This window comes from Mannheimia kashgarensis, assembly GCF_041807705.1.
Lineage (GTDB): Bacteria > Pseudomonadota > Gammaproteobacteria > Enterobacterales > Pasteurellaceae > Mannheimia.
The window spans coordinates 1-12,440 of record NZ_JBGTYY010000019.1 but is presented as its reverse complement, the minus strand read 5'-3'; the positions used below and the strand labels follow the sequence as shown (position 1 = coordinate 12,440).

General features: G+C 39.5%; 17 protein-coding genes. 7 read left to right on the top strand and 10 right to left on the bottom strand.

Going from position 1 to position 12,440, the window contains the following annotated elements; genetic code table 11:
• Nucleotides 1–85 precede the first annotated feature (85 nt).
• The 5 genes from ACERCF_RS08375 (at nt 86) to ACERCF_RS08355 (ending at nt 3,706) form a co-directional block, all read left to right on the top strand.
• The gene (locus tag ACERCF_RS08375; protein WP_373625294.1) at nt 86–859 is read left to right on the top strand and encodes a D-hexose-6-phosphate mutarotase; all 774 of its coding nucleotides are present in this window, start codon (nt 86–88) and stop codon (nt 857–859) included.
• A 126-nt stretch (nt 860–985) separates the two neighbouring features.
• Nucleotides 986–1,936 carry a beta-ketoacyl-ACP synthase III gene (locus tag ACERCF_RS08370; RefSeq protein WP_373611816.1) on the top strand — a complete coding sequence of 317 codons (951 nt, stop codon included), beginning with the start codon at nt 986–988 and terminating at the stop codon, nt 1,934–1,936.
• A 9-nt stretch (nt 1,937–1,945) separates the two neighbouring features.
• Nucleotides 1,946–2,695, top strand: coding sequence for a tRNA (guanosine(46)-N7)-methyltransferase TrmB (gene trmB, locus ACERCF_RS08365; RefSeq protein ID WP_373611818.1), 750 nt, complete (start codon nt 1,946–1,948; stop codon nt 2,693–2,695).
• 30 nt (nt 2,696–2,725) lie between these two features.
• Nucleotides 2,726–3,067, top strand: coding sequence for a YggL family protein (locus ACERCF_RS08360; protein ID WP_373625293.1), 342 nt, complete (start codon nt 2,726–2,728; stop codon nt 3,065–3,067).
• A 105-nt stretch (nt 3,068–3,172) separates the two neighbouring features.
• On the top strand, nt 3,173–3,706 hold the full coding sequence (locus ACERCF_RS08355; protein ID WP_373625292.1) for a YggT family protein: 534 nt from the start codon (nt 3,173–3,175) through the stop codon (nt 3,704–3,706).
• A gap of 59 nt (nt 3,707–3,765) precedes the next feature.
• Here the strand turns inward: ACERCF_RS08355 and ykgO are convergent, their stop codons facing one another.
• Both ykgO and ACERCF_RS08345 read right to left on the bottom strand, forming a co-directional pair.
• Entirely contained in the window at nt 3,766–3,891 is a 126-nt protein-coding gene (ykgO, locus tag ACERCF_RS08350) for a type B 50S ribosomal protein L36 (protein WP_025218041.1), read from the bottom strand.
• 11 nt (nt 3,892–3,902) lie between these two features.
• Entirely contained in the window at nt 3,903–4,175 is a 273-nt protein-coding gene (locus tag ACERCF_RS08345; protein WP_373611970.1) for a type B 50S ribosomal protein L31, read from the bottom strand.
• 196 nt (nt 4,176–4,371) lie between these two features.
• Here ACERCF_RS08345 and rpe point away from each other — a divergent pair, with 196 nt between their 5' ends.
• Nucleotides 4,372–5,049 carry a ribulose-phosphate 3-epimerase gene (gene rpe / locus ACERCF_RS08340; protein ID WP_373625291.1) on the top strand — a complete coding sequence of 226 codons (678 nt, stop codon included), beginning with the start codon at nt 4,372–4,374 and terminating at the stop codon, nt 5,047–5,049.
• Between the two features lie 196 nt (nt 5,050–5,245).
• Nucleotides 5,246–5,476 (top strand): acyl carrier protein, encoded by a 231-nt coding sequence (gene acpP / locus ACERCF_RS08335; protein WP_159629021.1) that lies wholly within the window; start codon nt 5,246–5,248, stop codon nt 5,474–5,476.
• A gap of 47 nt (nt 5,477–5,523) precedes the next feature.
• Here acpP and ACERCF_RS08330 read toward each other — a convergent pair whose 3' ends face one another.
• From ACERCF_RS08330 to ACERCF_RS08295, 8 genes are all read right to left on the bottom strand, one after another.
• Entirely contained in the window at nt 5,524–6,093 is a 570-nt protein-coding gene (locus ACERCF_RS08330) for a DNA-3-methyladenine glycosylase I (protein ID WP_373625290.1), read from the bottom strand.
• 77 nt (nt 6,094–6,170) lie between these two features.
• Nucleotides 6,171–7,469, bottom strand: coding sequence for a murein hydrolase activator NlpD (gene nlpD, locus ACERCF_RS08325; protein WP_373625289.1), 1,299 nt, complete (start codon nt 7,467–7,469; stop codon nt 6,171–6,173).
• 17 nt (nt 7,470–7,486) lie between these two features.
• Nucleotides 7,487–7,690, bottom strand: a complete 204-nt coding sequence (locus ACERCF_RS08320; RefSeq protein ID WP_373625288.1) for a hypothetical protein — start codon at nt 7,688–7,690, stop codon at nt 7,487–7,489.
• Between the two features lie 12 nt (nt 7,691–7,702).
• Complete coding sequence (locus tag ACERCF_RS08315; RefSeq protein WP_373625287.1) at nt 7,703–8,200, bottom strand: LysM peptidoglycan-binding domain-containing protein; 498 nt, start codon at nt 8,198–8,200, stop codon at nt 7,703–7,705.
• Nucleotides 8,201–8,220: 20 nt separating this feature from the next.
• A complete protein-coding gene (locus ACERCF_RS08310; RefSeq protein WP_373625286.1) occupies nt 8,221–8,805 on the bottom strand; it encodes a YqaA family protein in 585 nt (194 codons plus the stop codon).
• Nucleotides 8,792–9,580 carry a 5'/3'-nucleotidase SurE gene (gene surE, locus ACERCF_RS08305; RefSeq protein WP_373625285.1) on the bottom strand — a complete coding sequence of 263 codons (789 nt, stop codon included), beginning with the start codon at nt 9,578–9,580 and terminating at the stop codon, nt 8,792–8,794. The genes ACERCF_RS08310 and surE overlap by 14 nt, the downstream gene beginning before the upstream one ends.
• A gap of 162 nt (nt 9,581–9,742) precedes the next feature.
• The gene (truD, locus tag ACERCF_RS08300; RefSeq protein ID WP_373625284.1) at nt 9,743–10,762 is read right to left on the bottom strand and encodes a tRNA pseudouridine(13) synthase TruD; all 1,020 of its coding nucleotides are present in this window, start codon (nt 10,760–10,762) and stop codon (nt 9,743–9,745) included.
• 18 nt (nt 10,763–10,780) lie between these two features.
• Nucleotides 10,781–12,440: autotransporter outer membrane beta-barrel domain-containing protein (locus ACERCF_RS08295; protein WP_373625283.1), on the bottom strand; the 1,660-nt coding region annotated here is incomplete at its 5' end.

The following is a 12,440-nucleotide window of genomic DNA, read 5'->3' as shown; positions in this document are numbered from 1 at the left end:
GGGGTAGAAAATTAATGCTTGATTTTGTGATCTAACTCACATTTTTGTTGCTTTTCAATCATTTTAGTCATCAAAGGAAAATATTATGAACTTGAGCAATGAATTAAAATTAACCAAATATAATGAATTGGACGTGCTGGAAGTGAATCACAGCAAAGTCAAAGCCAAAATTGCGTTGCAAGGGGCTCAACTGCTAAGTTGGCAGCCATATAATGCGGAGCAAGATGTATTGTGGTTAAGTGAAATTGAGCCTTTTAAAGCAGGCTCAGCTATTCGTGGTGGCGTGCCGATTTGTTACCCTTGGTTTGGAACAGTAAAAGAACCTGCCCACGGCACGGCTCGTATTCGAGAGTGGAATTTAGTTGAACATTCTTGTTCTAGTGAAAGCGTTCGTTTAGTGTTCGCTTTAGAACAGGAAGCCAAAATAGAGATGATTTTAGGAGAAACTTGCGGGCTATATTTTACACATTTAGGCTCAGAGGCTGCACAGTTAGCATTGCATACTTATTTTAATGTTGGCGATATCACAAAAGTGGAAGTGCAAGGCTTGCCAACTCGCTGTTTTGATAAGCTAACCGATCAAGAAGTTGAAGTGCCATCTCCTCGCCAAGTCGATCAAAACATAGACTGTATTTATGCAGCGAACCCAACAAATATCATTCAGGATTTCACTTACCAAAGAGCCATTGTGGTTGAACATCACAATGCAACAGAAACAGTTTTATGGAATCCTTGGCATAAACCAACAGGCGGAATGAGCGAAAATGCTTATCAGAAAATGGTTTGTGTTGAAACTGCTCGGCTGAATATCTTACTTCAGCCACAAGAAGTGGTAAGTGTTAAAATTTCGGTTCAATAAATTCACAAGCGGTTGTTTTTAGTAAAAAAGTTACCAAAAACAACCGCTTGTAAAGTCTATATATTTCTCTATTTTCACGCTATAATAACGGATTACTATTTTAATCGATTGAGAATAATCAAAAATATGAACAGCAAGATTTTAGCAACGGGAAGCTATTTGCCGGGTCAAATTCGCACCAATGCTGATTTAGAAAAAATGGTGGACACTTCTGATGAGTGGATTGTAACTCGTTCGGGCATTCGTGAACGCCGTATCGCCGCAGCTGATGAAACTGTTGCAACAATGGGTGCAAAAGCGGCTCAACAAGCGTTAGAAATGGCAAAAATTGATGCTAATGAAATTAGTTTAATCGTGGTGGGTACAACCACCAATTCTCACGCTTACCCAAGTGCGGCTTGCCAAATTCAAGGCTTATTAAATATTCAAGATGCGATTGCCTTTGACGTAGCCGCAGCTTGTACAGGTTTTGTGTATGCGTTAAGCGTTGCCGATCAATTTGTGCGTAACGGGCAAGTGAAAAAAGCATTAGTAATCGGTTCAGACATCAATTCTAGAATGCTAGATGAAACTGACCGCAGCACCGTTGTGCTATTTGGCGATGGAGCAGGGGCAGTGATTTTAGAAGCGAGCGAAGAGCAAGGAATTATTTCCACCCACTTACACGCTTCACCAGATTTGGATAATAACCTGACGTTAAAAGGTCAAAAACGTGGCGAAGAGCGTTCGGGCTTTATCGAAATGCAGGGCAATGCGACTTTCAAAATTGCGGTTAACCAGCTTTCAAGCGTGGTAGAAGAAACGCTTGAGGCAAACAATTTACAAAAATCTGACCTTGATTGGCTCATTCCACATCAAGCGAATTTACGCATTATCACTGCAACGGCGAAAAAATTAGAGATGGAAATGGATCAAGTGGTGGTTACCCTTGATAAATACGCCAATACCAGTGCGGCAACTGTGCCTGTTGCCCTTGATGAAGCGGTACGTGATGGGCGTGTGAAACGTGGTCAATTATTACTCCTCGAGGCTTTCGGCGGCGGCTGGACTTGGGGTTCTGCATTAGTGAAGTTTTAAGGCGAGAAAATGTCAGAAAAGCAAACTTTTGCAGATAAAAAACGTAAAACGGTTGAGCAAGCTGAATTTACCGAAGATGGTCGTTATTTAAGAAAAGTGCGTAGCTTCGTGTTGCGTACTGGTCGTTTAAGCGATTATCAACGTGATATGATGAACAACAACTGGGCGAATTTAGGGCTAGATTATCAGCCAACCCCGTTTAATTTTGAGCAGATTTTTGGTAACAACAACCCTGTTGTGTTAGAAATCGGTTTTGGAATGGGCAAATCGCTAGTTGAAATGGCAGAACAAAATCCAGATAGAAACTATATTGGTATTGAAGTGCATACCCCGGGCGTTGGGGCTTGTATTGCTTATGCACTAGAAAAAGGGATAAAGAATTTAAGAGTGATTTGCCACGATGCAACCGAAATTCTACGAGATAGTATTGCCGATGGCTCATTGGGCGGATTACAGCTCTATTTCCCCGATCCTTGGCAGAAAGCAAAACACCACAAACGCCGTATTGTTCAACCTGAATTTATCACACGAGTGATTGAAAAATTAAGCCCGAACGGCTTTATTCATTTTGCAACCGATTGGGAAAATTACTCAGAGCATATGCTCGACGTGTTACGCCAATTCGAAGATAAATTGCAAAATACATCAGCAACCAATGATTTTATTCCACGCCCAGATTTTCGCCCTCTAACCAAGTTTGAAGAAAGAGGACATAAGCTAGGACACGGTGTGTGGGATTTATATTTTGTAAAAAAATAGCAATAGTTTATTTAATAGAGGAGAGAAAAAATGGCAGTTCAACGTAATGCTCGTCAGCGTAAAAAAATGCACTTAGACGAATACCAAGAGTTAGGTTTTGCAATCAAATTCAGCTTTGTTGAAGGTACGGGTATTGACCAAATTGATGAAACGGTTGATCGTTTCATTGATGAAGTTATTCGTCCAAACGGTTTAGCCTTAGAAGCAAACGGCTACTTAAATTGGGAAGGTTTAATTTGCTTAGAAAAATTAGGCAAATGTGATGAATCTCACCGCCAATTAGTGAAAACTTGGTTAGAAAACAACGGCTTACAAAATGTACAAGTAAGCGAGTTATTCGACATTTGGTGGGATTACCCAGCACAAGCTTAATTGATTAACACAGATACAAGCGGTCATATTTTTCTGAAAATTTGCAAATTTTTTCGTAAAAACGACCGTTTGTTTTTTAATTTTAAGTATAAAAGAGAGAAATAAATGGAATTTTTAGCCCCTGTTATTTCGTTAGTTGTTGGCTTCTTTAGTTTTATTTTAGTGTTAAGAACGTGGTTACAATTTTGCCGCGTTGATCCACGTTTACCTATTTCACAAACTTTGCTCAAAATCACTGAGCCTTTAGTCGCTCCAGTTGGCAAATTAATTCCAACGGTTAAAAACATCTGCTTTCCCGCACTCTTCATTGCAGCGGCATTAGTCACGTTACAATTTATCTTATTTGGCGTTGATGTACCTCGCTCCGTTTTAATCGGCTTATTAAGTTTAGTGAAAACCTTTGGACAAATTCTCTTTTTCACTACCTTAATTCGAGCATTAATGAGCTGGGTTACACAAGGCAACCACCCACTTGATTATACCGTTGCCCAAATTACTGAACCTGTGCTTGGCTTTATCCGCAAACTGCTACCAAGAACAGGAATGTTGGATTTCTCGGTAATGGTGTTAGGTTTTGGATTATTACTGTTAAATAGCTTGTTCTACCAAGTTTTTGGCGGGTTATGGGCTGCGGCTTAAGCCTAAGCCACTTTAACTAATAAAAAACTCCGTAGGTTAGAAACTTACGGAGTTTTTTGTTAACGCTGACGAGCTTTAAATCTCGGATTGGTTTTGCAAATTACATAGAGTTTACCTTTGCGTCTGACAATTTGGCAATCAGGGTGGCGTGTCTTTGCTGATTTCAATGAGTTTAAAATTTTCATTTTATGTCCTTCTATTTTTTATTTGAAAGGGTTGTAGCAAAGCCTTTAAATCTATCTTTAAATTGACTTGCACGACCTTCTGTATTCACTTCACGGCGTTTACCTGTGTAAACCGGGTGTGATGCTGATGAGGTATCTAAGGTATAAAGTGGATACTCTTTACCATCTTCCCATACCATTGTTTTGTTTGTTGAGGCACAAGAGCGAATAACCCAACCTTGTTGTACAGAGGCATCATAAAACAGTACTTCACGATAATTTTCAGGATGAATCCCTTTTTTCATATTTTCTCCAGAATTTTGACAATAGGCTCATTAACCATAATTAAATTATGGGATATATATTATACGAAATTTTATTCTTATTCCATAACTTTTTTATGGAATTTAAAGAAAAAGTGAATTTTTAGATCTAGATCTGATTTTCATTTTTAAAATTATGGTAATCTAGCAATTATTCATTCATAAATTGTGAGGAAATATGAGCAAAAATCCTTATTTGATTGCCCCTTCGATTTTATCGGCAGATTTGGCGAGACTTGGTGACGATGTGGCAGAAGTGCTAAAAGCTGGAGCGGATTTAATTCATTTTGATGTGATGGATAATCACTATGTGCCAAACCTAACTTTCGGCCCTGCAATTTGTAAAGCATTGCGAGATTATGGTATTCAATGCCCGATTGATGTGCATTTAATGGTAAAACCTGTTGAGCGTTTAATTCCAGATTTTGCCAAAGCAGGGGCGAATTATATTACTTTCCACCCAGAAGCAACGGAGCATATTGACCGCAATTTACAGCTAATTTGTGATTTAGGTTGTAAGTCGGGCTTGGTGTTTAACCCTGCAACACCGCTGCATTATTTAGATTATGTGATGGATAAAATCGATGTGATTTTGTTGATGTCGGTAAACCCGGGCTTTGGCGGACAATCTTTTATTTCCTCAACCTTAGATAAATTGCGTGAAGTACGCCGCCGTATTGATGAGAGTGGCTATAATATTCGCTTAGAAGTTGATGGTGGGGTGAAAGTGAATAATATTGCGGAAATTGCCTCAGCAGGTGCAGATATGTTTGTAGCTGGTTCTGCGATTTTTGACCAGCCTGATTACCAAGCTGTGATTGAGCAAATGCGAGCTGAATTAGCTAAGGTTCGTTAAGCAGATCGGGAAATTTGAACTATCGCTATAGATTAAAGACAAACATAATGGTAGAATGGCGAAACTGATTACAGTTTTATTCTTGTGTATTGAAGTAGTCTGGTTAGACCTTTTTATAAAAGGTTGTATCTAAAATTATTTCGATTACACTAATTAACTCTCGCACTTATGCGATATTCACTATAGGAAAAACAAAATGAGCATTGAAGAACGCGTAAAAAAAATCATTGTTGATCAACTTGGCGCGAAAGCAGAAGACGTTAAACCAGAAGCTTCATTCATTGAAGATTTAGGTGCTGACTCTTTAGATACAGTTGAATTAGTAATGGCTTTAGAAGAAGAATTCGATATTGAAATTCCAGATGAAGAAGCTGAAAAAATTACTACAGTTCAATCAGCGATTGATTACGTTCAAAGCAATCAATAATTTGAATTGAGATGAGGCGACCACTAAGTCGCCTTATTTTTTTATCGCTATTTTGTTTTACAGATGCAATTATTCAAATGGTCATCAACTAATCCCATTGACTGCATAAACGCATAGCAAGTGGTTTCCCCTACGAAAACAAATCCTCGCTTTTTTAATGCTTTAGACATCGCCTTTGAGTTCTCCGTTCTCGCTGGAATGGCTTGAAGGGTTGGTACATCATTAATTTGTGGTTGATGATTTACAAACGCCCAAATAAAGTCACTGAAATCTTCGCCTTTTTCCTGCATCGTAAGATAGGCTTTCGCATTTTTGATAATGGCTTCTAATTTTGCACGGTGGCGGATTACCCCGGCATTTTGCATTAATTGATCGAGATCGGGTTCTGTCATTTGAGCGATTTTGACGGGATCAAATTGATGAAATGCTTGGCGATAGGCTTCTCGCTTTTTCAATACCGTAATCCAAGATAGCCCGGCTTGTTGTCCTTCAAGGCAAATTTTTTCAAACAGCTTGAGGCTATCAAATTCAGGTTTCCCCCATTCTTCATCATGATATTTCACATAAATATCACTACCTTCACACCAATCGCATCTTATTATTTGTCTATCTGTCATTTGCAAAATTCCAATAGAAAAAGACCGCTTGTAATTAGCTAAGGATACAAGCGGTCTAAAAAGGTAAAAATTTACCATTATTTTCTTGGTAAATAACGAGCAGGATCGACAGACTTACCTTTGTAACGAATTTCAAAGTGAAGTTTGTTAGTATTTGTGCCTGTGCTGCCTAAAGTACCAATCTTCTGACCTGCTTTAACGGTGTCTTGCTCATCAACATCAATGGTGTTGTTGTGTGCATAAGCACTTAAGAAATCATCGGTATGTTTGATGATGATTAAGTTCCCATAGCCTTGCAGAGCATTACCTGCATACACCACTTTACCTGCTGCCGCTGCACGCACATCTTGACCTTTCGTACCTGCAATATCTAAGCCTTTATTACCGCCTTCTGCAGATGAGAAGCCAGCAATAACACGCCCATTTGTTGGCCATTGCCATTTGATTGATGAAGCTGGTGCTGCTGTATTTGAACTTGATACTGAATTTGCCGTTGTTGCTGTAGTTGCTCGAATAGTAGAGCTTGTTGGGTTCTCAATTTGGCTTACTTTACCTGCTGAAGCTGTTACTGCTGAAACTGTACCGGCTGAAGCACGAATACCGCTATTCGCAACAGGTACTTCTGCATTGCCGGCACCTGCTTTTACAGGACCAGTAATGTTGCCATCAGATGCATAAGTTGTACCATTTGCACCTTGCTGATAAGTAATTTGCGGTTCAACAGGCACAGTAATTTTTTCCTCAACCGTAATGGTTTCAGTAGCCGATTTACCCGTTTTGATTTTTTGCCCAACATTTAATTGATAAGGCTCACTCATATTGTTGAGAGCAGCGATTTCTTTGACATCTTTACCCACAATATAAGCAATTAAGAACATTGTATCGCCTTTGCGAACTGTGTAAGTTGAGCCGTCATAGAAGCCTTTTTGAATTTGGTTATACATCGGTGCATTGTTAGCATCGCGAGGAATCTCAAAATTCTGATCGACTTTTTTCTCTACCGTTTTGGTTTTCTTCACGATTTTAGTCGTGGTTGTAGGCTGTGGAGGTTGCTCTGTAATCACAGGATTAGTGATAACAGGCTGTGGTACAGTCGCAATCGGCTGCGGTGTAGAAATAGGTTGTGGCACAGAAGAAACAGGCTGTGGAATTGTTTGCACAGACGTGTTCATTGAGCTTGGCATTGGTGCTGATTGAATATCTGACTGCCAACCACCATTTGAGTTTATTGTACCCACATTGGTATCTACAGGCTGCATTACACCTGGGCTTAGTTCATTATTGCCCGAAGCATTTACCACTGGTGCAGGATTGTTCGAGGAACAAGCAGCTAAAATAGCAGAAACTAAAGGTAAAAGAATAAATTGCTTTTTCATTAAATGATTATCCTAAATTATTTCATTTTATCAGGCATAGAAGTTGGCTTGATATCAGACGGTAAACTATAACTTCCTTGACTTGCTCCAGAGCCTGCAACAGGCTCTAATGTGCCTGAGGGTAATAGGTTCGGATCATCAAGATTGTCTTGTTTTGAGCTTGTTCCACAAGCGGTCAAAAATGCACAAGAAATTGCAAATGTCAAAAATGATTTTTTCATTCCATCCGCCTATTAACGCACACGCAATACTTGGCCCACTTTTAATGTAGCATTTGCATTTAAGCCGTTTAAGTTTGCAATATGGCTCGCACTTGTGCCTGTTAAGTAGCCGATTAAATAAAGAGTATCGCTTCTACCCACTGTATAAGAGCTATCGGTGTAGCAACCTTTGGTAATTTGTGAGTAAATTGGGGCATTATTGCCATCACGCACAACTTGGCAGTTGCCTACAGTTTCTACTTGAGAGCCATAGCTACCGCTTGAAACCGGCATTGGAGCAGGAGCTGCAGAAATCGGTTGTGGAGCTGAGTAAACAGGTTGTGGTGCCGGAACTGCAACAGGCTGATTCATTGAAGCAGGCATTGGTGCAGTTTGAATGCTATCCGCTGCTTGCCAGCTTGCATTTGCTTCTGTCATTTCTGAAGATGAAGTATTTGATTCACTGGAAGTATTTGAACAACCCACTAATGCAAAAGATGCAAGAGATAAAACAAAAAGTGATTTTTTCATTTTCTATTATCCTTAAAATTTTAGTTCAATAATTTATAAAGAAGATAGGTAACTACCGCAAGTAGGATAGTTCCCCAACCAATTAATTCAATAGAGTGGCGAATTCTAACTTCATATTTTTTTCCACCCCACGCAGAAAGTTTTGCAACCAAAATAAAACGAGCAAAACGAGAAATTGCAGCGGTTATTACGAATGGGAAAAATGCCATCTGTAATACGCCTGAACATACGGTAAATACTTTGTAAGGAATCGGAGAGAACCCTGCTAAAAATACCACTGCCACGCCCCAAGTTTCAAACCAATCCTTTGCTCTATCAAAGTTTGCTTGCATTCCCCAGTTGGCAATAACACCTTGCACCCAGTCGGTTGCATATAAGCCGATAAAATAACCGATAATACCACCTAACACGGAAGCAATGGTGGTATAAAGTGCATATTTAAACGCATTTTCTGGCTTTGCCATCGACATAGGAATCAGCATTACATCAGGCGGAATAGGAAAGAAAATTGCCTCAATAAAGCTGACGAAACTCAACCAAAATGCCGCAAAACGGTGTTTTGACCATTCCATTGTTTTGTCATAAATTTTTTCAAACAGTTTCATTAAAAATGCCTTTTAAAGTCGCAATCATTTTATGTGCGGTTATATCCACTTGGATTGGAGTAATAGACACACAATCTCGATTTAACGCATAAAAATCTGTGCCGTAGCTTTCATCAATAGGATCGCCTGTTACACCAATCCAGTAAACATAGGCATTACGGGGATCTTTCTGTTTTACAATTTCAGCTGCCGGTGATCTCGCACCTAAACGGGTGATCATCGTACCTTTAAGTTCTGAATAAGGTAAATTTGGCACATTCACATTTAAAACGTGGTTTGTGGGGAACACTTGGCTTTCCATTTTTACCAGCAAATCTAATACAACCTGAGCCGCAGTTTCAAAATGGTTTTCTCCATCTAAAAACGAGGAATGTTTACGTCCAACTAGCGAAACCGCAATGCTCGGTAATGGCAAGTGGCGACCTTCTAATGCCGCTGCCACTGTGCCTGAGTAAACCACATCATCGCCTAAGTTCGCCCCGTGATTAATGCCCGAAACTACCAAATCAAATTTTTCGGCAAATTTGCCATCAAATAAGCCATTTAAGGCTAAATGGACACAATCGGCTGGCGTGCCAGCAATTACCGCATAATTATATTCATCAAAACGATGTACACGCAGAGGATCAACTAGTGTTAAACAACTTGATGCCGCACTGCGGTTACGATCGGGTGCGATAATCGTAACAATATGCCCAGCATCTCGTAATGCTTTGGCTAAGGTTTGAATGCCGACAGCGTGAAAACCGTCGTCATTACTGATTAAAATTCTCATAATTTCCTTTAGATCTTACTGCTAAAGAGATACTAAGTATAAAAGTAGTCAATTCTAACAATTTTTCGACAATTTTTTTAGTCTAAAAGTGTAAAAAGCGGTAAGATTTTAAGAAAGTTTTGCAAATTGCAAAAAATCTAATAAATCTAACCGCTTGCTAAATTAAACTTCATTCTCTTCTGATAAAAGAATCAGCTCTCGTACCAGTCCTGTAGCATAACTGCCTGAATCTAAAAAGAATTTCAATCGTAATCCGTCTGTTTCAAACTGCCATTTGAGATATTGAGGCTTACACAGCATTGCTCGGCGAGCATTATTCATTCGCTCTTTTTTCATCAATGCCACTAAATCAGCGTGTTGCTCAATGATGGATTTCTCCGTTGGATTGCTTTCTACCTCAAGGGATTTTTCACCGATGAGAGGAGCAGTGAGTAACACATCGGAACTAGTTAAACGTGCTTGTGTTTCGGCAATATCTTCTTGTTTTACACAGAAAAAACTATTTGAGCCAGCCAGCTGAACATAATCATTCTCTAGCACTTGGTTTATCAAGCCATCAGCAATACGTTGGGAAACCACTAAATTAAACACTTCCGAGCGAGCAGCTGAAAGATAAAAACTGCGTTTTTTACGATCTTTTACGGTAATCTCGCCTTTTGCCCAACGCAGAGCTTGGGTTAAGTTATGTCCATCTCGCCCGAAGCGCTGTTCGGTAAAATAATTAGGAAATCCGACCGCTTGTATTTGCTGTAAGCGATGAATGAGATCATCGCTTTTTTTAACATCACGTAGTAATAATTCAAAATGATTACCTGCTAAAGAACCAATCCGAATTTTACGATTATGGCGAGTAACGGCTAACACTTCTACACTTTCACATTCAAAGGTGGAGAAATCGGGCGTTTCTTTGCCTGCCAAATGTAAGCAGAACCATTGCTCGGTAACGGCGTGGCGGTCTTTTAAGCCTGCGTAGCTCATCTCTCGTTCCGAAATGCCTGCAAATTTTGCCAATTTTTCACCAACAAAAAGGGTATTCGCATTCGTTTTACGGATTTTAACCGCAACAAATTCGCCTTCGCCAGAGAGTTCATAGCCTAATTCTTCACGCACAATAAAGTCGATGAATTCGGATTTTAAATGTCCGCTTTGTAATGGTGTACCCCAAATATATGCTAAATTCACTTTCACCTCGATAAAAATTTACCATTCATAGCCTATTTTAAAAGACAGAGATTTTTGATTTTGTCTTTTATTGCCTTTTAAAATGCCTGCATTAATGCGGGTATTCCAGTTATGGAACGATAAGGAAATGCCCATTTCTTGTTTGAATTGATTTCCTATTCCCTGTTCCAAATTCCGTGCGTTTATTTGGGTTTTCAATTTTCCGTGATTAACATTTAAGATATAACTGCTGATCTCAGGTGTAATTTTTACTTTGTTAATATCGAACGTTTTACTGATTGATAATCCTGCTTGATAGCTTACTAAATCCACTGAAGGCGTGTTTATGTTTGCCATAGGTAATGGGTAATTTACACTTGATAGATGGTAGTAGCGTACGCCCATAGTTGGTTTAATATTAAAACCTTGAACCGCCCAATACTTACTAATATTGGCTCCAACTACTACAATATTACGATTAAATTTAGCGGATTTATCCATATAAGTAACGGTATTTTGGGCTTTACCTAAACTTGTATCAATACCAATAGATATGCCATTTTTCCACTCTTTTTTACCATAAAGAGATAACATTGTTGTTGTCCCTTTACCATTGAATGATTGTTTAAAATCATTTTTTGATTGGGATTTTGATAGTATCGCCCCGATAACAATGTTGTTATTCAATACGCTCTCTACTCCTAGATGAGTTTGAGTTAGTCTCTGATTAAAATTGTTTATAGTTGAACGATAGGTGCTATCTGTTGTGCCAATCTTTGCCCATACTTTCTGGTTGTTTGTACTTGGGGAAATAATGGCTTTATCTACCTCAGTAGTTAAGCTGAGCAGGGCATTGATTTGTGCTGCTGGCTCAGAAACAAAAATCGTACTATCTTTGTATTCAGGCAGAGGCTCAGCAGTAACACTCTCACCTTTTTGTGTGGTTTCTACCAAACCTGTATATTCAGGTAGAGGATCAGCAGTAACACTCTCGCCTTTTTGTGTGGTTTCTACCAAATCTGTATATTCAGGCAGAGGCTCAGCCGTAACGCTTTCACCTTTTTTTGTAATTTCTACCAAACCTGTATATTCAGGCAGAGGCTCAGCCGTAACGCTTTCGCCTTTTTTTGTAATTTCTACCAAACCTGTATATTCAGGCAGAGGCTCAGCCGTAACGCTTTCGCCTTTTTGTGTGGTTTCTACCAAACCTGTATATTCAGGCAGAGGCTCAGCCGTAACGCTTTCGCCTTTTTTTGTAATTTCTACCAAACCTGTATATTCAGGCAGAGGCTCAGCCGTAACGCTTTCGCCTTTTTGTGTGGTTTCTACCAAACCTGTATATTCAGGTAGAGGCTCAGCCGTAACGCTTTCGCCTTTTTGTGTGGTTTCTACCAAACCTGTATATTCAGGTAGAGGGTCAGCGGTGACGCTTTCGCCTTTTTGTGTGGTTTCTACCAAACCTGTATATTCAGGTAGAGGATCGGCGGTGACGCTTTCACCTTTTTTTGTAATTTCTACCAAACCAGTGTATTCAGGTAGAGGATCAGCAGTAACACTCTCGCCTTTTTGTGTGGTTTCTACCAAACCTGTATATTCAGGCAGAGGCTCAGCCGTAACGCTTTCGCCTTTTTTTGTAATTTCTACCAAACCTGTATATTCAGGCAGAGGCTCAGCCGTAACGCTTTCGCCTTTTTGTGTG